Below are 20,236 nucleotides of genomic sequence, written 5' to 3'. Positions count from 1 at the left end.
GCTATTGAGCACTGCAACCAGCCATAAAACCTTTACCGCCAGCCCGGCCGAGCAGCAACGTCTGTTGTCTTTGTGCGGCCCGTTCGATGAGCACTTGCGTCTGCTCGAACAGCGCCTGCAACTGAGCATAGCGCACCGTGACGAAGCCTTTAAACTCAGTGGCTCTGCCAGTGCCGTTCAGGCCGGCTACTTTGTGTTGGATCAGCTCTACCGAGAGACGTCACAACAAGGTAAAGTGGTGGAACTTAGCATTGAACAGGTACATTTAATGATTCAACAGGCGCAAAACGCCAGCACGGACCAACAGACCAGCGCGGACTTTAGCCTGAAAACCAAAAAAGGCTTGCTCACCCCGCGCAACCCGCACCAAAAAGCCTACGTCAAGCATGTGCTAAAGTACGATGTAATCTTTGGCATAGGCCCGGCCGGCACCGGTAAAACCTATTTGGCCGTGGCATGCGCCGTCGATGCGCTGGAAAAAAATCTGGTACGACGCATCGTACTGACCCGTCCCGCAGTAGAAGCAGGTGAAAAGCTGGGCTTTTTACCAGGTGATTTGTCGCAAAAAGTCGACCCTTACCTGCGCCCTTTATACGATGCGTTGTTTGAAATGCTCGGCTACGACAAAGTAGAAAAGTATCTGGAGCATGGCATTATTGAAATTGCGCCACTGGCTTACATGCGTGGCCGTACCTTAAACGATGCCTTTATTATTCTGGATGAAGGCCAGAACACCACGGTCGAGCAGATGAAAATGTTCCTGACCCGCATCGGATTTAATTCCAAAGCGGTGATCACCGGTGATGTCACCCAGGTCGACCTGCCACGTGGCCAGTATTCTGGCCTCAAACATGCTATCGATGTGCTATCCGATGTCGATGCCATCAGCATGAACTTTTTTGATGCTAAAGATGTGGTACGCCACCCCATTGTGCAAAAAATTGTCCTGGCTTACGAGGCGCACGAAGCCGAGAAGCTGGCTGCGGAAGCTGACGCAACACCGGCAGAAAAACGTCCTCGCAGGCCCAAAGCATGAGGCTGGAACTGGATCTGCAACAGGCCAGCACGGCTTTCGACTTACCGACCGAGGCGCAGTTTGCCCAGTGGGCAGAACTTGCACTTAGCCCCTACCGTAATGAGGCGGAACTGACCATTCGCCTGGTGGATAGCAGCGAAAGCCAACAGCTAAATAGTCAATTCCGCGGCAAAGACAAGCCAACCAATGTGTTGAGCTTTCCCTTTCAGTGCCCACCCGGCCTGAGCCTGCCCTTACTCGGCGATCTGGTCATTTGCAGCCAGGTGGTTGCTGAAGAAGCCAGCCAGCAAGGAAAAACTGCAGAATCACACTGGGCGCATATGGTGATCCATGGGTGCTTGCATTTACTGGGATTTGACCATATAAAGGAAGACGAAGCCGAGCAGATGGAGCAGCTGGAAATAGCGCTGCTGGCAAAGCTTGGTTTTCCCAACCCTTACCTGACGGATGCAGAGTAAGATACCGATGATTAGCTGGAGCATACAGTTCATTAATGAGTGACGACAACCCCCACTCTAGCCGCGGCTCTGCGCCGAAATCCTGGCTGGACCGCCTCGCCGGAATATTTAACGCAGAGCCCCAAGATGTCTCGGAACTTGAAAACGTGATCAGCGAGGCTGCCAATAACCTGCTGATCGACGAAGATACCAAAGGCATGCTGCATGGTGTGCTGGATGTATCCAAGATGCGCGCCAGGGATATTATGATCCCACGTTCACAAATGGCGACACTGGATGTTGAGCAGTCCATTGCCGAAATTCTGCCGATATTATTGGAAAACAACCACAGCCGTTACCCGGTGGTCAATGAAGACAAAGACCATATTGAAGGGATCCTGCTGGTCAAAGACTTATTAAAATTCGCCTTTCAACCCGATGCACCTCAATGCCACTTGCGTGACATCATGCGGCCGGCGGTGATTATTCCCGAAAGCAAACGGGTCGATGCGCTGCTGAAGGAATTTCGCCAAAAACGCTACCACATGGCAATGGTGGTGGACGAGTATGGTGGCGTTTCTGGCCTGGTCACCATCGAAGATATTCTGGAGCAAATCGTCGGTGAAATTGAAGATGAACACGATGATGCCGAAGATGCCGATATCAAAAAAATGGCCAGCAATGTGTTTCAGGTGAGTGCCTTGACCCCACTGGATGAGTTCAACAACCACTTTGGCAGCCACTTCAATGAAGAAGAAGCTGATACCATCGGTGGCATTGTGCTGCATGCCTTTGGTCATATGCCTGAGCGCGGTGAAAGCATTGAACTGGACGGCCTGTTGTTTAAAGTCAGCAAAGCCAACAGCCGGCGGTTATTGCAACTGCAGGTGATCAATGGCAAAGCACCGGTCTGTAGCGAGTCCGATTGAGGTGTTTAAGCCGCCACAGCTGACAAGGGTGTTTGACTCACGCTGGTTGAGTGCTTTGCTGATGGCACTGACCGGTGCCATTAGCACCTTTGCCTTTGCGCCTTATAGCTTCACCCTACTCCCTGTGCTCACCATCGCCATACTGTGTTATGCCGCCTGTTGCAGCAGCCGCTGGCAGCACGCAGCCTGGCTGGGCTTTAGCTGGGGGCTGGGTTACTTTGCGGCGGGCCTGAACTGGGTGCATATTCCGATTGAGCAATTCGGTGGTTTGCCCTTGCTGCTTAGCCTGGCGCTGCTGCTGCTGTTAAGTGCCTATCTGGCACTCTATCCCTTGCTGTTTGCCCTGCTGGCTTTTCGGCTTAAAGCACATTCGATGTTACCACTTTATCTGGCCGCAGCCTGGATGCTGCTGGAGGCCCTTCGCTCCTGGTTCCTGACCGGTTTTCCCTGGCTTTCCCCTGGCTACAGCCAAACGGACAGCATTCTCAGGCACTGGGCCCCGCTGATTGGCGAAACCGGCCTGACCTTTATTTTGGTGCTCAGTGCTGCAGCACTGATGCAACTGCTCTCCAGGCGTCAGTTCTGGCCCGCTGCACTGGCAGTACTGCTCTGGCTAAGCGCTCCATTGGCAAGTCACTGGCATGGCTGGCAAGCTACCGGAGAAACGCTCGATGTTGCGCTGGTTCAGGGCAATATCAAACAAGAACTGCGCTGGGATCCGGCGCTTGAAGTCAGCACCATGCGTCTGTACCTGGAGCTCACCCAGCCACATTTAGGCACGCCGTTGATCATCTGGCCGGAAGCGGCTATTCCGCGGGTCGAAATTCTGGCAGAGCCTTACTTATTTGAGCTTGATGCCATTCTGGCAGAGCATGGCAGCAGCCTGATCACCGGTATTATCGAGTACAACTTTTACACCGAAGAGGCCTGGAATAGCCTGATTACTCTGGGTAAACGCCGGCAAAGCGATGCTGGCGGCCATTATCAACCCAGGCACAGCAACCGCTTTGAAAAACATCACTTACTGCCCATTGGTGAATTTGTCCCTTTTGAAGACCTGCTGCGCCCGTTGGCACCGATTTTTGATTTGCCGATGAGCTCTTTTAGCCGGGGCAGCTTTGTGCAACACAATCTGCTGGCCAATGATCACAAATTACTGCCCGCCATCTGTTTTGAAATTGCTTTTCCAAGGCAACTGGCAGCGAATTTCCAGCAGGATACCGGATTGCTGCTCACCGTCAGCAACGATGCCTGGTTTGGTGACAGCATAGGGCCGCACCAGCACCTGCAAATCGCCCGGATGCGGGCACTGGAGTTTGGCCGCCCCTTGCTGCGCGCCACCAACAACGGCATCACCGCTACCATAGCGGCCGATGGCCGCATTCAACAGCAATTACCGCAGTTTGAAGCGGGTGTTTTGACCGACCAGATGCAGCTCACCACTGGCCAAACGCCTTACAGCCGTTACCGGGACTGGCCGCTTTGGTTATGCTCTTTAGTCCTGTTACTGCTGGCAGGCTGGCAAAGCCAACGCATACCAGCTTAGCGGATCACCCGGGTGCCGACTTCCAACTCCACCGGCTGAGCCAGCTTTTGCTCAATCAGCCCTTTGATATCATCCATCTGCGCTTCATCAATGGTGGTGCGTGAGACCAGCGTCAATGAGATCCGGATTGGACTGCCCGGCCTTACCTGCACCTGACGCAATTGAATATCTTCCAACACGATGCCTTCCAGTTGTTGCTTAATGCGCCCTTCCTGTACCATATGGGAAAAACTTAGCGCCAACGGAATACTCAGTAGCACCACCAGCCCAAAGGTCAGAGCCAGGCCACGACGGGCACGATGAAACGGGCTGTAGCCCAAAAATAAAAAGGTCAGCACAGCGGCTAAGATAATGCCTACCAGGTTGGTCAGATAGAGTAAAAAAGCACCCCAGAATACCGTAAAATCACCCCAGCCCAGGCCAATGCCTGCCACCGCCAGTGGCGGAACCAATGCCACAGCGATGGCCACTCCCGCTAAGCTTTTTGCCACTTCCGCCCGGGCATGGGCATAGGCACCTGCGATGCCGGAAACTACGGCTACCCCTAAGTCCAGCAAGGTTGGGCTGATTCGGGCAGCAATCTCGCTGTTGATGGTATTGAGTGGAATAAGCCAGGTAGCGATCACTGCGCAACTGATGGCTAATGCCGTGCCGACCCCGATACTACGGGCACTGGTCAGCATCAGGCCTTCATCTTGCCGCAGGGTACCAAGCGCCATTGAAATAATCGGGCCCATTAATGGAGCCAGGATCATGGCACCAATTATAACTGGCGTGGAGTTGGCAAAAAGACCAAAAGTTGCCAATAAGGTTGCCAGCACCATCAGCATTAAATACGAGGGGGTGGCTTTGGCACTTTCCCGAAGTGCCAGAAATAAATCCTTAAACTCTTCGGTGGCGGCGTGATGGATCCAGGGCAAGGGGTAAGTCACTAACTCGGATTTCGCTTTACCGGCTGGCAACGGCTGGGTTTTAAAGACTTCTTTTTGCTCCGGCAGTTTATCCTCTACCGTCAAATAACGGCCCGGCACCATCGTCAGGCAGCGTGGCTCTACCCTGAGTACCAGCTCTTTGGTCTTTTCAATCAAACCATCGTGGGTGTAATTGATGGTTTTCGGGCTCTGAATGCGCAAGCTGCTGGTTTTTAAATGACCAACAAAAGAAGGGGTCCCTTTATTCCAGTAATCGCGTAAAAACAAGGCGGCAAACAAAAAGCGCAGCATTTCAAACACACTGCGTGGTACCAGCACCAGCGCATGCAACATGCCATCGTTAGCGCTGGAGTCGGCCACCAGCCGGCGCGATAATACCGAGCTGCGGCCATGCTCTACCGCAACGATGCCAAGCGCGGCGGTATCCAGCTCCTTACCTTTCTGGGTAGTCAGCTTAAAGGCACTGAAGGTGACCTGGCCCACTTTACTGAGCAAACGAAAAAAGCGCTTTAACCGCAATGCAAAGCGCTCGGCCAGTGCCTCACCGGGGATCAACGAAAAGGTATCGCCCACCACCACCGAGTTAAACACCGGTGTCTCGTTGCACAGCATCAAATCCAGCAGTTCGGACTCACGAGACACCGCATCTTCCACCGCCAAGGCTAAATCACCGCTGATACCAAAGCCATAACGGGCATGGCGCATCTCCGGATGCGGCAACAAGGCCAACTGCCAGTGGTTTTGCCGTGCTTGCTGCACCAAATCACGTAAGGCTTCATCGGGTAAATAGCACAGCAAGCGCTGCTCTGCACTGAACAAATGGCTAAGTTTCCCCGTCCACAGCAACAGCTCGGCTTGCTGACCGTGCCCGGCCAGCAACGGTACAATCTGCTCACGGACAAACTGCTCATCCATCGGCTGGCACAGCAGCACCAGTGGTATGGTGACTGACGGCTCACTCATCATCGCTGCCGCCATTGACGATTTCGGCAATCTCTGCCAGGCGTTTCAATACCATGGCGTTGAGTGTTTTCTTTGGGTAATCGCCACGCCGCGTCTGTTCGCCCGGCTCCACACCGGTCAGTAAAAACAGCGCTTCATCGACATTTTTTACCACATAGATATGGAATTCACCGCGACTGACCGCTTGGCGCACGTCTTCATTCAATACCAGGTTCAGCTGATTGCTGGCCGGGATCACCACCCCCTGATCACCGGTCAGGCCACGCAGCTGGCAAAGCCGGAAAAAGCCTTCGATTTTTTCATTCACACCACCTATCGCCTGCACTTCACCATGCTGATTGATGGAGCCGGTCACCGCCAGGCTTTGCTTGATTGGTACCTGGGTAATGGCCGAAATCAGTGCACAAATCTCTGCCAGCGAAGCACTGTCCCCATCGATATGGCCGTAAGATTGCTCCATCGCAATATTGGCCGATAACGTCAGTGGGAAGTCCCGTGCATAACGCGCGCCTAAAAAGCCGTTTAAAATCAATACCCCCTTTGAGTGAATGGCTTTACCAAGCTCGACTTCCCGCTCAATATCTACCACACCAGAGGCACCGGCAAACACGGTCGCACTGATGCGGGCCGGGGTACCAAAGGTGGTATCGCCAATCTCCAGCACCGTCAGGCCATTGACCTTACCTACCGCCAGCCCATCGCTGTCGATCAGAATCTGCCCCTGCTGGATGTCTTCTAAAAAGCTCTCACTGATACGGCCGGTACGATACTGCTTGCCAGCCAGTGCCTGGCGGACATGCTCAGCCGTCAGACTGTCACTGCCAGCTTGGGTGGCGTAATAGCAAGCTTCACGCACCAGCTCGAGCACATCGGCAAAACGGGCCGATAATTTGTGCTGATGCTCTGCCTGACGAAAGCTAAACTGCAGCAGCCGTTCAAAACCACACTCGGATAGCAGCTCCAGCCCCAGCTCACGCATTTGCAAACGAATTTGCCGCACCATGTAATTCATGGTTTGTTGCTGATAGGGCAGGTAGTGTTCAAAATCGGCCAATACCCGAAACAGCTCGTTAAACTCGTCATCGACTTCCTGGATCAGATAATACAGATCGCGCGAGCCCATCAGGATCACCTTGACCTGCAATGGCACTGCCTTGGGGGTAATGATGGTGGAATTGGTGACAGCATGCTCGCTCAGAGTGTCTATCACCAACTCATTGCTTTTTAATGCCTGCTTCAGCGCTTCCCATACCTGAGGCTGCGGCAATAACTTGTCGGCATCCAAAATCAAATAGCCGCCGTTGGCGCGATGCAAGGCCCCGGGTCGGATCATACGATGATTGGTGTACAGGGAGCCTCCGCTGGTGGCGTACTCAACCCGGCCAAATAAGTTCCCGTACGTAGGGAGCGGTTCGAATACGACAGGCGCACCATCCATAGCGGCATGGTGCACCAGCACATTCGGCACAAACTCTTCAATAAACAGGGTACGGATATCCAGCTCTTCGGCCTTTTCCGGCTCAGTTTCTTCCGGCAACAGCTCCAGCACCAGCCTGACCAGGTGCGGCCGCATATCCCGCAGATAACGCAGCACACCAAGCTCGGCTACATAATGATGCTCCAACGCTTTAAACAAGGGTTTAAGTACCTGCTCGATGGTGGCTTTTCGAAGCTCGCGTAGCTGCTCGGATACTTCCCGCTTCCACTGTGGCAACTCGATCAACTGCTCGTTTAGAATGGTTTCCAGCTCACCGACCAAATCGTAGAAATACTGCCGCTCTTCATCGCTTAGCTTGTTAAACTCGCTATCATCCAGTGGTTTGCCATCGATCAGTGGCGCAAAGCTTACGGTGCCGTTTTCTTCGTACAGCACCACTTTTTTCTCCAGCGCTTTTTGTTCAACCGCCTCTAATGCCGCTTCGTAGCGGGTATCAAAGGTGCGCTGAATGGCTTTTTTCTGCCGCTGATAGCCGGGGTTATCAAAGGCTGCCGGAAAAGTATCCAGCACTTCATCAAGCAGATCTTCGATGCGTTTCGCCAGCGCCCGGCCTTCTCCGGGTAAAAGCCGTAAGGTCGTGGGCAAGCGCTCATCGTCAAAGTTTTTCAGGTAGCACCATTCGTCCGGGGTCGCTTTCTCAGCCGCTGCATGCTGCAAGATATCCTGCACCAGGGTAAAACGCCCCAGCGCAGGCTCACCCATCACATAGAGATTGTAGCCAGGCATATCCATGCCGATGGCAAACTGCAACGCAGCTTTAGCACGCTCCTGACCAATAAAAGCCGGGGTCAGCTCGGTTTGTGAGATGCTGTGTTTCAGCCAGTCATTGCGCAGTTGCGGCGCCAGCTGATGGGGAGCAAGTGCCAGGGTATCGAGAGTTTGGGTCATGAAGTTCCTTGCAATCCATGAGGTTCATGCTGAGTGAAGGGTATTATACGCACAGACAGAATGCAGCGACCAGTGAATTACTGGCCGCTTCAAGCCCTGGCTATTTCAACTTTAATCGAGTGGTACCCCTTCCCGGTTAAAACTCACCCCACCGCAGTTGGTGCAGGCCAGCAATTCCGCCGGATGGTAGTAATTGGCACGTTCGCCACACTGTTCACAGCGATAGCAGCCCATACCGACCCGCTCACCCTGAAAATAGACGCCTTTGTGCCGGAAGTCTTCCAGAATTTCCTGCCACTCCACCTGGCTGCGGTCGGTGATTTGTGCCAGCTCATACCACAATGCCTCTGGCCACAAGGATGGCTGCTCTTCGGCTTCCGTATCGGTATCCTGCCACTGGCGTTTTAGGGTTTCGACAAAAAGCCGGGTTTCATGGGCGGTTAAGTCTTTGCCGGCCTGAAAATAGGCGCGGATTTGCTCATTCAGCTCCATCAGCTGGTCAACCGAGTCTTTCTCGGCATTGCTGACCATATCGGCCAACTGCGTTAACCAAGCCTGGTATTTCTTTTTCAGTTCCATTCGGGCTCCTACTGCCTGCATTTATCTTTAGTATAGCAAAGACTTGCAGCCAGCTTTACCCCTGCTCCCGCTCCAAAGCCTCACGCTGTCGCCGAGCCTCCTGCCGCTCGGCTTCACGCTGCTGGCGCTGTACTCTGACTTCTTCGCGTTGAATGCGCTGCTCCAGCATCCGCTCTACCTGAAACGATTCGTCCCAATGGCCTCGCCGCACAATACGGCGCACATCGCTGTCGTGGCACAACACCGGATCTTTGACCCAGGCACTGTAAGTGACCCGCGCAAACAGCAGTGCGGTATCTGGACAACGCTGATAGCCAAGGGAAGACATATGGTGCCGATAATAACTATTGATGGCAAAGTGACCGACAAAAGTAAGAATAAATGCAACTACCATAGGAACATAAAATATTTTGGCGAAAATATTATGATGATTTTTAGTAACTTCAATTTTCCGAAACTCGAAAAAAGTTAAAGTAAATATGTATACACCGGCAATGAGAAGAAACAGAATTGCCCCAGGCATAAACCCTTCATAAGAGCTATGAATGATTAATTGCCGGCCACTGTCAAAGGCCTCCCATTGGTCATGTAGCGCCCCCATCAATAGCCATAGGGTTACTAGTGGCAAACACATAATGAAAATATTTGCAAAAAGCAGTATGCCAATCCTTTTGAGCATTCGACTTAATTCCATATTCTTGGTCTGATACCTGTAAGCTCTTGAATTCGTCTCATAGCGGCCCGACTCATCTGTCTTTTTTTGGCTTGTACAGTTGAGGAAATAAGATAATAAATACCATCGTAAATACGTTGCTTCACTGGTTCCAGGTGCTTGACTTCTTGCTGTTCTAAGTAGTAAGCCAGCCTCGTTGTGAGATGCAACCGCCGGTCAAGTTCGTTTAATAAATAACCAGCTGTTAAAGCGGCAATTATGCCCAGACCAAGTGGCAAAATAGCCATCACTGCGCCTTTGGCTAGAACAATCGGAACCATCCCAACTAAATACCCCGCAGCACCAGCAATAGCGATTTTTACCAAATCGGTTGAAATCCCGGCCAGCCAGTTGGTCCAGCGGTACTCATCTTCAAACACCCATTGCAAGCTGTGCAAGGTTAACGAAAAGAATACCGAGACCAAAAAGCCGCTTTTCGCCGATTGTTTTAAGCCTTCCTTACCCACCGCCATATTCACCAACCCGGTATTGGTAGCAAGATAGCGGGTGCCTTTAATGACCTGACGGGCGCGGTGATTGCCTTTGAAGATAATGTATTGGCGGCCATTTTGGGTCACAGTCCGGTAGGTTGAGAAAAAACGGCCACCGCGCTGTAAATCGGTTGCCAACACCGCCAGAACCCGCGCATCGTTGCCAGCTGCACCGTAGTCACGGCCAAACTGCGTGATGGCAGTGGCCAGCGCAAGCCCGGTGAGCTGTTCGAACTGCACGGCACTTTGCGCTTCGGTTTTGCCTTCCTGGCGCTGCACCGTTAACCAGAAATCAATGAGCTCCCGGGTATTAAGTACATAGATATCCACTTGATTTTCAGCAAGTTGCTGTTGAAGTTGTTGCTGACGCAGCTGCTGGCTGGCATGGTGCTGGGCAATAAAGGCGGTCATAAGGTTACGTCCTGTAAAGTAATCAATTGCAATTTGTTCAATTAATGTTTCAGTAATTCTAGCATGTTAATCTTTTGAGTAAATATAAAATACGCTTCGCATGAACAGTACTGTATGGACCATGCCCTAACAAAGGTGCCTGGCCGTGCGCTACTGAAGATGGATTCAAGTTGTTGTAAGCCAGTGGCTGCGGTATCCTATAGCGAATTTTCCGCGCCCTCGAAAAGCCGCACTGGTTGCAGCTGAGAGCCCTTCGTTGATGCTTAGTTTGGAAGACCTTAATGCACGAACAGTACAATCCGCACCAGATAGAAACTGCCTTGCAGCAGCAGTGGGACAACGACCAGGTTTTTAAAGTGGTTGAAGACGACAGCAAAGAGAAATTCTACTGTCTCTCCATGTTTCCTTATCCAAGCGGCCGTCTGCATATGGGCCATGTCCGCAACTACACCATCGGCGATGTGATCAGCCGCTTTCAGCGCATGCAGGGCAAAAATGTGATGCAGCCAATGGGCTGGGATGCCTTTGGTTTGCCGGCAGAAAACGCCGCCATCAACCACAAAACAGCTCCTGCCAAGTGGACCTACGAAAACATCGACTACATGCGCACCCAGTTAAAGCGCCTTGGCTTTGGTTACGATTGGTCGCGTGAACTGGCTACCTGCAAGCCCGAGTATTACCGCTGGGAACAGTGGTTCTTCACCAAGCTGTACGAAAAAGGCCTGGTGTACAAGAAAATGTCGACGGTAAACTGGGATCCGATCGATCAGTGCGTGCTGGCCAACGAACAAGTGATTGATGGCCGCGGCTGGCGCTCTGGTGCCCTGGTCGAGCAACGCGAACTGGCGCAGTGGTTTATTAAAATCACCGATTACGCTGAAGAGTTGCTGGCCGACCTGGATCAACTGGACGAATGGCCAGAGCAGGTTCGCACCATGCAGAAAAACTGGATTGGCCGCTCGGAAGGGGTGGAAATCACCTTTGATGTGGCCGACTCCGATCAGCAGGTCTCGGTATTCACGACCCGGCCAGATACGCTGTATGGCGTCACCTACATGGCAGTGGCTGCCCAGCACCCGCTGGCGCTGCAGGCTGCAGCCAATAATCCGGCGCTGGCTGCCTTTATCGAAGAATGCAAAGGCGGCAAGGTGGCCGAAGCTGAGCTTGCCACCATGGAGAAAAAAGGCATGGCAACCGGCATCTACGCGGTGCATCCGCTGACCGGCGCCAAGTTGCCCATTTGGGTGGCGAACTTTGTATTGATGGATTATGGCTCTGGCGCCGTGATGTCGGTACCGGCCCATGATCAGCGCGACTACGAATTTGCCGCTAAATATCAGCTGCCTATTCAGCAGGTCATTGCTCCGCTCGATGACAGCACAACACTGGATTTAACCCAAGCGGCTTATACCGACAAAGGCACACTGGTGAACTCGGCCGAGTTCAACGGTCTGGATTTTACGGCTGCCTTTAACGCCATTGCCGAAAAACTAGCAGCACTTGGCCGCGGTCAAGTGCGGGTCAACTACCGGCTGCGCGACTGGGGTGTGTCCCGTCAGCGTTACTGGGGTACCCCTATTCCAATGTTAACACTGGAAGATGGCTCTCAGGTGCCGGTGCCAGCCGAGCAATTGCCGGTACGACTGCCGGAAGATGTAGTGATGGACGGCGTACAATCGCCAATCAAAGCGGATCCTGAATGGGCCAAAACCAGCTATCAGGGCCAGCCTGCTTTTCATGAAACCGATACCTTCGATACCTTTATGGAGTCGTCCTGGTACTATGCTCGCTACACCTGCCCGAACAACGACAGCAGCATGCTGGATCCGGCCAAGGCCAATTACTGGCTGCCGGTCGATCAGTACATAGGGGGCATTGAACACGCCATTTTGCATCTGCTGTATTCCCGCTTCTTCCATAAGCTGTTGCGTGACGTTGGTCTGGTGCAATCGGATGAACCTTTTAAACGCTTGCTGTGCCAGGGCATGGTGCTGGCCGAAACTTTCTACCGTGAACACGACAATGGCAGCAAGAGCTGGTTCTCACCACAGGATGTCAGCGTCGAACGTGATGACAAAGGCCGCATCCTAAGTGCCACCTTAAACAGCGATGGCCAGCCGGTGTTGTCGGCGGGCATGAGCAAGATGTCAAAATCAAAAAATAATGGCATCGATCCGCAGCAAGTCATCGAGCAGTTTGGCGCGGATACCGTGCGGCTGTTTATGATGTTTACCGCGCCACCAGAACAAACACTGGAATGGTCCGACTCGGCCGTGGAGGGCGCTCACCGCTTCCTGAAACGGATTTATGCGCTGGTACAAAACTACAGTCAGCACCAGGCAACCACGGCTTTGGATCTGGCTGCACTCACTAATGAGCAAAAAGTACTGCGGCGTGAACTGCACAAAACCATTGCTAAAGTAACCGATGACCTGGCTCGGCGTTACACCTTTAACACCGCCATCGCTGCCATTATGGAGCTGAGCAACAAGCTGCAAAAAGCACCGCTGGACACCGAGCAGGATAAAGCCGTGATGCAGGAAGCCGTGCTGGCCTTGCTGCAAATGTTAAACCCGATCACGCCGCACTTGTGTCAATTCCTGTGGCGTGAGCTGGGCCAACAAACCGCCTTGGAAGATGGCAACTGGCCGCAAGTGGATAACAGCGCCCTGGTGGAAGACGAGAAACTGATTGTGGTGCAAGTCAATGGCAAAGTGCGCGCCAAACTGACGGTCGCCGCCGATGCCAGCCAGGAGCAGGTGCTTGATCAGGCCAAAGCCGATGACAATGTGCAGCGCTACCTGGAAGGCGTCAGCATCCGCAAGGCTATTTATGTGCCGGGCAAACTGCTGAACCTGGTGGTGGGTTAAGTGACGGCTGCCAAAGCGCTACGGCTGCTGCTGTTCCTGGTACTGGCCTGGCAACTGACCGGCTGCGGCTTTCAGCTGCGAGGCCAGTTGCCACTGCAGCTGTTTGATGGTGTGTATTTGCAGGCTGAGCGTCACTCTGAGCTGGCGGCCATTTTGCGCCAGCGCCTGCAAAGCCATCAAATTGTGTTGCTGAACCAACCCGAGCAAGACAGCCCCAGTGTCTACTTGCTGCACGACTCGCTGGAGCGACGCACACTGTCGCTCTTTCCCAACGGACAGGTCGCGGAATACGAGCTGATTTATCAGGTCCGCTACAGCATTCAAACACCGGGCGAAGAACCCCAGCTGTTTGAGTTTGAGTTGTTCCGTGATTATCAGGACGATCCGAACCGGGCGCTGGCAAAAGCGCGGGAGCTGGAGCTGATGCTGGCCGAGCTGCGTGAGCAGGCAGCGCAGCGGATCCTGCGCCAGTTAGGGCGCATTAGCGCATGAATAAGCTCTATGCCAACCAGCTGTCGCAGCATTTGCAACAACAGCTGGCTGGCTGTTACCTGCTGTTTGGTGAAGAGCCGCTGCAAAAGCAGGATGGCCTCGATCAAATCCGTACGAAAGCACGCCAGCAAGGCTTTGATGAGCGCCAGCAGTTCAGGCTGGAAGCCCAGTTTGACTGGGAGCCTGTGTTTAGTACGATGCAAAGCCTGTCGTTGTTCAGTGCCCGTCAAATCATCGAACTGGATCTGCAAAATCACAAACTGACCGCCGCGACCGGTAAAGAGCTAAAGCAACTGTTTGAGCTGCTGCACCCGGATGTGCTACTCATTGTGCATGGCGAACGCAGCCCGGCAGAAATCAGCAAATTGAGTTGGGTAAAAAGCCTGCCCAAAGATGCTGTACTGCTCAGTATTTACCCGCTGGACGATCAGCAATTTCAGAAATGGCTGCAACAGCAACTACGGCAAGCCGATATCCGGTTCAGCCAGGATGCCAGCCAGCTGTTTTTGCATCATTGCAGTGGCAACTTACTGGCCGCCCGGCAAAACCTGGATAAACTGCTGCTGACTTTTGGCCCCTGCCAGCTGGACGAACCCGCTCTGGCCGACTTTTTAGCCGATCAATCCAGTTTTTCGGTGTTTCAACTGACGGATGCTTTGCTGGCAGGCCAGGAGCAGCAAGCCTTTCACCGCTTGCACCGATTGCTGGGGCAAGATGAAGAACCAACCCTGTTGTGCTGGCAACTGCATCGTGAAGTACAAAACCTGCTGCAGCTGCAACAGGGCAGCATGGCCGAACGGGCCGGCCTTTTTAAGCAGCTCGGGATCTGGCCCAAACGCCAACCGTTGTACCAACAAGCCTTGCAGCGTCTGCCACTGAACTGGCTGCACTACATGCTGCAAGAACTGGCCAGTTTTGACCGTCAGTTTAAGGAGGGACAGCTTAGTCAGTTGCCATTGGCCTTAACGCACCTCTGCAGTCTGTTTTTGGCCCCTGTGCCCAAAGCCTTTTCCCTGCAACGTCATGAACAACGCTAACCCCATGCTGGGGATCTTTGGGGGTACCTTCGACCCGATCCACTACGGCCACCTGCGCTGCGCCCTGCATGTGCAGCAGCGTTGTCAGCTTGAGCAGGTACGGCTGATGCCTTGCCACCTGCCAGCCCACCGCGCCAGCCCCGGCGTCAGCGCCAGGCAACGGGCAGACATGGTCCGGCTTGCCATCGCCGACTACCCGCAACTGGCCCTGGAGCCGCTGGAGCTGCAGCAACATCGCCCGTCTTACAGTGCAGTTAGCCTGGCACAGCTGGCCGTAAAGTATCCAAAGCATCAGCTGGTGTTTATTTTAGGCATGGATGCTTTTAATCACTTTACCCATTGGCATCGCTGGCAACAGATCTTGCAGCTGGCCGATCTGATTGTCTGCCAGCGCCCGGAGCATCTCACGCTGTCAACCGAAAGCCAGGCGCTGTTGTTGCAACGTCAGGTGCAGCAAGCCGCTGATTTGAAGCTGGCGGGTAAGGGCCGGATCCTGCTCCTGGACAACCCGCTGCAAGCCATTTCGGCTACCGAGTTACGGCAAAGCCTGCCAGCGCTCACCGCATGCCCTGACTGGTTACCACCGGCAGTGTGGAACTATATTCGTCAGCACAAACTCTATAGTTAAAGACACACAATAAAGAGTGGCTAAAGAGAGTACAAGCTGCGTTAAAAAGTGATAAAATTTAATTTTTACCCCTTGATAAAGGAAAACAGGTGCAAAGTAGCGAATTACTCAGTTTTGTACAGCAGAAAGTCGAAGATATGAAAGGCCGCGATATCGTCACCCTGGATGTGCGTGGTAAGTCCAGCATTACCGATTTTATGATCATTTGTTCCGGCACTTCCAACCGTCACACCAAATCCATTGCCGATCATGTGGCGCAGGAAAGCAAGCAGGCAGGGATTGGTATTATGGGCATTGAAGGCGACAAGGCCGGCGAATGGGTACTACTGGATTTAGGCGATGTGGTGGTGCATGTGATGCTGGATGATACCCGTAGCTTTTATCAGTTGGAAAAGCTCTGGAGCGCATGAAACTCTTGCTGATCGCAGTAGGCAGCAAAATGCCAGCCTGGGTGCAACAGGGGTATCAGGAATACGCTCGGCGTTTCCCGCGGGATCTGCCGCTGGAGCTGATTGAAATTCCAGCGCAAAAACGTGGTAAAAATGCCGACATCAAGCGTATTTTGCAGCAGGAAGGGGAAAAGATGCTGGCTGCAGTGCCCAAAGGTGCTCGCGTTGTGACGCTGGAAGTCACCGGCAAAAACTGGGATAGCCCTACGCTCGCCAGCCAGTTGACCCAATGGCAGCTGGATGGGCGTGATGTCTGCCTGCTGGTCGGCGGCCCGGAAGGGTTGGCACCTGAGTGCATTGCCGCCAGCGAAGCCAAGTGGTCGCTATCTGCCTTAACGCTGCCTCACCCGCTGGTACGGGTGGTGTTGGCAGAGTCTTTGTACCGGGCCTGGAGCATCTGCACCAACCACCCTTATCATCGCGAGTAGCCATGCGACGCCAACGAGAAGCTATCCAGGATCCAGCCGCCGAAGCGCAATTATTTAAGCGCCGGGCCCTGGTTGCTTTTAGCCTGGTGGTGCTGCTTTTTGTCATCATCCTGTTCAATATGTACCACCTGCAGGTACGCTCCTACCATGAGTATCAGACTCGCTCCGAGGGCAATCGCATCAAGGTGGTACCGTTAGCTCCGAACCGGGGACTGATTTACGATCGCAATGGCATTCTGCTGGCAGAAAATACTCCGGTGCATTCGCTGGAAATTATTCCGGAGCAAGTGGCTAATCTAGAGCAAACCCTGGCCGATCTGGCCGAACTGATAGAGATTACCCCAGAACAGCAACAAAGCTTTTTGCAGGATGTCCGAAGGCAGCGCCGCTTTAACAGCATCGCATTGAAAGAACAGCTGACCGAGCAGGAAGTGGCTATTTTAGCAGTCAACCAGCATCGCTTCCCAGGCGTTACCTTAGAAGCACGCCTGAGCCGTACTTATCCTTTTGGCGATCTGTTCACTCACTCCATCGGCTACATTGGCCGTATCAACAGCAATGATTTGCAACGGCTACGCGAGCAGGATCTTGCTGCCAACTACGCTGCCAGCCGGGATATTGGCAAAATTGGCCTGGAGCGGTATTACGAGCAATTGCTGCATGGCAGCGTGGGTTATCAGGAAGTTGAAGTCAACAACCGTGGCCGGGTCATTCGCACCCTACGCTCGGACCCGGCTATCTCGGGTAAAGATTTGGTGTTAAGCCTGGATGTTGGTTTGCAGCTCACGGCGCAACAGGCACTGGAAGGTTTACGTGGCGCCGTGGTCGCGCTGGATCCCCGCACCGGTGCAGTGCTGGCGTTTTACAGCAACCCTGGCTACGATCCCAACCTGTTTGTGCATGGCATTAGCAGTGCCAATTACAATGCGTTGCTGAACTCGTCAGACCGGCCACTGATCAACCGGGTCACTCAGGGTGTGTACCCGCCAGCTTCCACCATCAAACCACATCTGGCGCTGGTGGGGTTGGAGCAAGGCACCATTACCCCAAGCACGCGCATGTGGGATCCAGGTTATTATCAGTTGCCCAACTATTCACGCCGTTTTCGGGATTGGCGCCGCTGGGGCCATGGTTGGGTCAATGTGTACAGTGCCATCATTCAAAGCTGCGATACTTTCTTCTATGATATGGCAGTGAAGCTTGGCATTGATACCATTTCCGATTCGATGAAGCAATTTGGTTTTGGCCAGCGCACAGGCATTGATATCCACGAAGAGTCTGCCGCCATTATGCCATCGCGTGGCTGGAAGCGTGCCCGCTTTAATCAACCCTGGTACACCGGCGATACGGTATCTTTGGGCATTGGTCAAAGCTACTGGACCACCACCCCATTGCAGCTGGCCACCAGCACGGCCATTCTAGTCAATCGTGGCGACAGCGTAGTACCCACTTTATTGCAAGGTACCCGCTTTGAAGGTGCCTTTGAAGCCGTCTCTTATCAGCGTGAGCAAGCATTGACCGTTAGCGATCCTTCGCACTGGCAGGTTATTCTGGATGCGATGGAACAAACCATCAGCACCCAGGAGGGGACCGCCTTTCGCGCCTTTCGTGGTGCCAGTTACAGTTCTGGCGGCAAGACAGGAACCGCTCAGATCGTTAGCATTGCCCAGGATGCGGAGTACGATGCCGATGCGCTGGATGAGCGTCATCGTGACAATGCCATGTATGTTGGCTACGCACCGGCCGTCGATCCCACCATCGTAGTTGCCATTGTGGTCGAAAACACTGGCGGCGGCGGTAGCACGGCAGCCCCTATAGCTCGCCAACTGTTTGATTATTATTTCAGCGCTGGGGTGAATCAGTGAATGATGTAATCAGTGAATCGCAACGGCCACGTGGCCTGGCTATCTTTCACATCGACACCCCCTTGCTGCTCGGCTTGCTGGCGTTAATGGGTTTTGGCCTGGTGGTGCTTTACAGCGCCAGTGGTCAAAGCCAGGCCATGATGCAGGCGCAACTGATACGGCTTGGTCTGGCCTTTGCGGTGATGGTAGTGTTTGCTCAAATCAGCCCGTTAACTTACAAACGCTGGGGCTTGCCGGTGTTTCTGCTTGGCTTACTGATGTTGATCGCGGTCTTACTGGTCGGCGAGATTGGCAAAGGGGCGCAGCGCTGGCTCAATCTTGGCTTTGTCCGTTTTCAACCCTCGGAGCTGATGAAGCTGGCCGTCCCTTTGGCCATTGCCTGGTTTATTTCCAATCACAATCTTCCACCCAAACTATGGCGATTACTACTGGGGTTTGTGATGTGCGTCATCCCCACTCTGCTGATCGCCAAACAACCGGATTTGGGTACAGCCCTTCTTATCGCTACCTCCGGTATTATGGTGCTGTTTCTGGCTGGCATGAGCTGGCGGCTGATCGCCTTTATCGGTGCCCTGGTGTCGGCCTTTTTACCGGTGATGTGGTTTTTTGTGATGCATGATTATCAGAAACGCCGGGTACTTACCTTCTTAAACCCGGAAACGGATCCACTTGGCTCCGGTTATCACATCATTCAATCAAAAATTGCCATTGGCTCCGGCGGCTTGCAAGGCAAAGGCTGGCTGCAAGGGACCCAGTCGCAGCTGGAATTCTTACCTGAGCGGCATACCGACTTTATTTTTTCGGTACTCAGCGAGGAATTCGGCCTGGTCGGAGTGGTGCTGCTGATCAGCCTGTATTTGTTTATCATTGCCCGCTGTATGCTGATAGCAAGCCGGGCACAGGATAATTTTTCAAAATTGGTAGCTGGCAGCCTCACCATGACCTTTTTTGTCTATGTGTTTGTTAATATTGGTATGGTATCCGGCTTGCTACCCGTAGTAGGTGTGCCTTTGCCACTGGTGAGTTTTGGCGGTACGTCGATGGTTACCTTGCTGGCGGCTTTTGGTATTCTGATGTCCATCGGTACCCACAAACGTATTCTGGCCTCGTCGTAAACAGGAGTTTTCGTGATGTATTTTCGCTGTCTGTCACTGTCGTTTGGCGTCCTCATCCTAACTGCCTGCAGCCATAGCCCTGCCCCGAACCCTGATTTGGTGTCGCCCAATGCCGGGCGCTATCAATTTGAGCAGGATCACAAACCAGATCGTTTACCCACTCTGCTGGAAATGGTCGATCCTGAACCAAGCATTCAACCCCTGAGCCGGGGTGGCAACCATGCCTACCGGATTTTTGGCGTGGATTACCAGCCAAAAACCGATGTCACCGAATACAAAGCAACCGGTATCGCTTCCTGGTATGGCATGAAGTTCCACGGCCATAAGACATCCAATGGCGAAGTCTACGATATGTTCAGCATGAGTGCTGCTCATACCACCCTGCCCTTGCCATCCTATGTCCGGGTCACCAATTTGGTGAACCAAAAAAGTGCCATTGTCCGGGTCAATGATCGTGGACCTTTTCATCAGGATCGCATTATTGATTTGTCCTATGCAGCTGCCCATAAACTAGGCATGCTGCAACAGGGTACAGCGCCGGTTCAGGTAGAGCTGATAGCATCACCGGCTATGGTGCAACAAAGTAGCAGCTCCGAAGTGCTGGTAGCAGCAGTACGTCCCGAGTTGAGCGAGCAGGTCATCGCAGCGGCTCCGGCTCAGGCTCCGGCAGCGTCTTGTTACATTCAGGTCTTCGCCAGTCAAAACGACCAAAGAGCGACTGAACTGGGCCAGCAGCTGGAACAGCAACTGGCATTTAGCACCAAAATCAGTCACCATAATGGCATTTACCGCCTGCTGGTTGGCCCTATCGCCGATGCCAGGCAGGCTCAGGACTGGTTGCAACAACTGAGGGCGGAACTTTATCCCTCGGCTTACTTTACCGACAGTCAGGCATGCAGCTGACTCCCAATGATTTATTGATATCAGAAA

18 protein-coding genes are annotated in these 20,236 nt (G+C 53.3%); 13 read left to right on the top strand and 5 right to left on the bottom strand.

Going from position 1 to position 20,236, the window contains the following annotated elements; translation table 11 throughout:
• The first annotated feature begins 4 nt into the window (after nucleotides 1–4).
• From QWY20_RS02280 to lnt, 4 genes are all read left to right on the top strand, one after another.
• Nucleotides 5–1,036: a PhoH family protein gene (locus QWY20_RS02280; RefSeq protein ID WP_330127414.1), complete on the top strand. Its 1,032-nt coding sequence runs from the start codon at nucleotides 5–7 to the stop codon at nucleotides 1,034–1,036.
• Nucleotides 1,033–1,494, top strand: coding sequence for an rRNA maturation RNase YbeY (gene ybeY, locus QWY20_RS02275; RefSeq protein WP_330127413.1), 462 nt, complete (start codon nucleotides 1,033–1,035; stop codon nucleotides 1,492–1,494). Before QWY20_RS02280 ends, ybeY begins: the two co-directional genes overlap by 4 nt.
• Before the next feature lie 35 nt (nucleotides 1,495–1,529).
• Nucleotides 1,530–2,402: an HlyC/CorC family transporter gene (locus QWY20_RS02270; RefSeq protein WP_330127412.1), complete on the top strand. Its 873-nt coding sequence runs from the start codon at nucleotides 1,530–1,532 to the stop codon at nucleotides 2,400–2,402.
• 61 nt (nucleotides 2,403–2,463) lie between these two features.
• On the top strand, nucleotides 2,464–3,948 hold the full coding sequence (gene lnt, locus QWY20_RS02265) for an apolipoprotein N-acyltransferase (RefSeq protein WP_407935392.1): 1,485 nt from the start codon (nucleotides 2,464–2,466) through the stop codon (nucleotides 3,946–3,948).
• Here the strand turns inward: lnt and QWY20_RS02260 are convergent.
• The 5 genes from QWY20_RS02260 to QWY20_RS02240 form a co-directional block, all read right to left on the bottom strand.
• Nucleotides 3,945–5,846: a TIGR00341 family protein gene (locus QWY20_RS02260; protein ID WP_330127410.1), complete on the bottom strand. Its 1,902-nt coding sequence runs from the start codon at nucleotides 5,844–5,846 to the stop codon at nucleotides 3,945–3,947. The two genes, lnt and QWY20_RS02260, sit on opposite strands and share 4 nt — an antisense overlap.
• Nucleotides 5,836–8,229, bottom strand: a complete 2,394-nt coding sequence (locus QWY20_RS02255; protein ID WP_330127409.1) for a Lon protease family protein — start codon at nucleotides 8,227–8,229, stop codon at nucleotides 5,836–5,838. Before QWY20_RS02255 ends, QWY20_RS02260 begins: the two co-directional genes overlap by 11 nt.
• A gap of 111 nt (nucleotides 8,230–8,340) precedes the next feature.
• Nucleotides 8,341–8,808 (bottom strand): zinc ribbon-containing protein, encoded by a 468-nt coding sequence (locus tag QWY20_RS02250; protein WP_330127408.1) that lies wholly within the window; start codon nucleotides 8,806–8,808, stop codon nucleotides 8,341–8,343.
• Nucleotides 8,809–8,863: 55 nt separating this feature from the next.
• A complete protein-coding gene (locus QWY20_RS02245; RefSeq protein ID WP_330127407.1) occupies nucleotides 8,864–9,202 on the bottom strand; it encodes a hypothetical protein in 339 nt (112 codons plus the stop codon).
• A 290-nt stretch (nucleotides 9,203–9,492) separates the two neighbouring features.
• Entirely contained in the window at nucleotides 9,493–10,422 is a 930-nt protein-coding gene (locus tag QWY20_RS02240; protein WP_330127406.1) for a hypothetical protein, read from the bottom strand.
• Between the two features lie 281 nt (nucleotides 10,423–10,703).
• Between QWY20_RS02240 and leuS the strand changes: the two genes are divergently transcribed.
• The 9 genes from leuS (at nucleotide 10,704) to QWY20_RS02195 (ending at nucleotide 20,209) form a co-directional block, all read left to right on the top strand.
• The gene (leuS, locus tag QWY20_RS02235) at nucleotides 10,704–13,292 is read left to right on the top strand and encodes a leucine--tRNA ligase (RefSeq protein WP_330127405.1); all 2,589 of its coding nucleotides are present in this window, start codon (nucleotides 10,704–10,706) and stop codon (nucleotides 13,290–13,292) included.
• The gene (locus QWY20_RS02230; protein WP_330127404.1) at nucleotides 13,293–13,784 is read left to right on the top strand and encodes an LPS-assembly lipoprotein LptE; all 492 of its coding nucleotides are present in this window, start codon (nucleotides 13,293–13,295) and stop codon (nucleotides 13,782–13,784) included.
• Complete coding sequence (gene holA, locus QWY20_RS02225; protein WP_330127403.1) at nucleotides 13,781–14,821, top strand: DNA polymerase III subunit delta; 1,041 nt, start codon at nucleotides 13,781–13,783, stop codon at nucleotides 14,819–14,821. The genes QWY20_RS02230 and holA overlap by 4 nt, the downstream gene beginning before the upstream one ends.
• Nucleotides 14,808–15,449 carry a nicotinate-nucleotide adenylyltransferase gene (gene nadD / locus QWY20_RS02220; protein WP_330127402.1) on the top strand — a complete coding sequence of 214 codons (642 nt, stop codon included), beginning with the start codon at nucleotides 14,808–14,810 and terminating at the stop codon, nucleotides 15,447–15,449. The genes holA and nadD overlap by 14 nt, the downstream gene beginning before the upstream one ends.
• A gap of 89 nt (nucleotides 15,450–15,538) precedes the next feature.
• Complete coding sequence (rsfS, locus tag QWY20_RS02215; protein WP_330127401.1) at nucleotides 15,539–15,859, top strand: ribosome silencing factor; 321 nt, start codon at nucleotides 15,539–15,541, stop codon at nucleotides 15,857–15,859.
• Complete coding sequence (gene rlmH / locus QWY20_RS02210) at nucleotides 15,856–16,326, top strand: 23S rRNA (pseudouridine(1915)-N(3))-methyltransferase RlmH (protein WP_330127400.1); 471 nt, start codon at nucleotides 15,856–15,858, stop codon at nucleotides 16,324–16,326. Before rsfS ends, rlmH begins: the two co-directional genes overlap by 4 nt.
• A gap of 2 nt (nucleotides 16,327–16,328) precedes the next feature.
• A complete protein-coding gene (gene mrdA / locus QWY20_RS02205) occupies nucleotides 16,329–18,191 on the top strand; it encodes a penicillin-binding protein 2 (protein ID WP_330127398.1) in 1,863 nt (620 codons plus the stop codon).
• The gene (rodA, locus tag QWY20_RS02200) at nucleotides 18,188–19,306 is read left to right on the top strand and encodes a rod shape-determining protein RodA (RefSeq protein WP_330127397.1); all 1,119 of its coding nucleotides are present in this window, start codon (nucleotides 18,188–18,190) and stop codon (nucleotides 19,304–19,306) included. Before mrdA ends, rodA begins: the two co-directional genes overlap by 4 nt.
• A 15-nt stretch (nucleotides 19,307–19,321) precedes the next feature.
• Nucleotides 19,322–20,209 carry a septal ring lytic transglycosylase RlpA family protein gene (locus QWY20_RS02195; RefSeq protein WP_330127633.1) on the top strand — a complete coding sequence of 296 codons (888 nt, stop codon included), beginning with the start codon at nucleotides 19,322–19,324 and terminating at the stop codon, nucleotides 20,207–20,209.
• The last annotated feature ends 27 nt before the right edge of the window (nucleotides 20,210–20,236 follow it).

It is taken from the genome of Alkalimonas cellulosilytica (assembly GCF_036325985.1).
Lineage (GTDB): Bacteria > Pseudomonadota > Gammaproteobacteria > Enterobacterales > Alteromonadaceae > Alkalimonas > Alkalimonas cellulosilytica.
This window is presented reverse-complemented; position numbering and strand designations above follow the sequence as displayed.

Bases quoted from the DNA above. Each gene is read 5' to 3' on its own strand.
- ybeY (WP_330127413.1), top strand. From the start codon at position 1,033: ATGAGGCTGGAACTGGATCTGCAACAGGCCAGCACGGCTTTCGACTTA.
- QWY20_RS02270 (WP_330127412.1), top strand. From the start codon at position 1,530: ATGAGTGACGACAACCCCCACTCTAGCCGCGGCTCTGCGCCGAAATCC.
- lnt (WP_407935392.1), top strand. From the start codon at position 2,464: ATGGCACTGACCGGTGCCATTAGCACCTTTGCCTTTGCGCCTTATAGC.
- QWY20_RS02260 (WP_330127410.1), bottom strand. From the start codon at position 5,846: ATGATGAGTGAGCCGTCAGTCACCATACCACTGGTGCTGCTGTGCCAG.
- QWY20_RS02255 (WP_330127409.1), bottom strand. From the start codon at position 8,229: ATGACCCAAACTCTCGATACCCTGGCACTTGCTCCCCATCAGCTGGCG.
- QWY20_RS02250 (WP_330127408.1), bottom strand. From the start codon at position 8,808: ATGGAACTGAAAAAGAAATACCAGGCTTGGTTAACGCAGTTGGCCGAT.
- QWY20_RS02245 (WP_330127407.1), bottom strand. From the start codon at position 9,202: ATGGTAGTTGCATTTATTCTTACTTTTGTCGGTCACTTTGCCATCAAT.
- QWY20_RS02240 (WP_330127406.1), bottom strand. From the start codon at position 10,422: ATGACCGCCTTTATTGCCCAGCACCATGCCAGCCAGCAGCTGCGTCAG.
- leuS (WP_330127405.1), top strand. From the start codon at position 10,704: ATGCACGAACAGTACAATCCGCACCAGATAGAAACTGCCTTGCAGCAG.
- holA (WP_330127403.1), top strand. From the start codon at position 13,781: ATGAATAAGCTCTATGCCAACCAGCTGTCGCAGCATTTGCAACAACAG.
- nadD (WP_330127402.1), top strand. From the start codon at position 14,808: ATGAACAACGCTAACCCCATGCTGGGGATCTTTGGGGGTACCTTCGAC.
- rlmH (WP_330127400.1), top strand. From the start codon at position 15,856: ATGAAACTCTTGCTGATCGCAGTAGGCAGCAAAATGCCAGCCTGGGTG.
- mrdA (WP_330127398.1), top strand. From the start codon at position 16,329: ATGCGACGCCAACGAGAAGCTATCCAGGATCCAGCCGCCGAAGCGCAA.
- QWY20_RS02195 (WP_330127633.1), top strand. From the start codon at position 19,322: ATGTATTTTCGCTGTCTGTCACTGTCGTTTGGCGTCCTCATCCTAACT.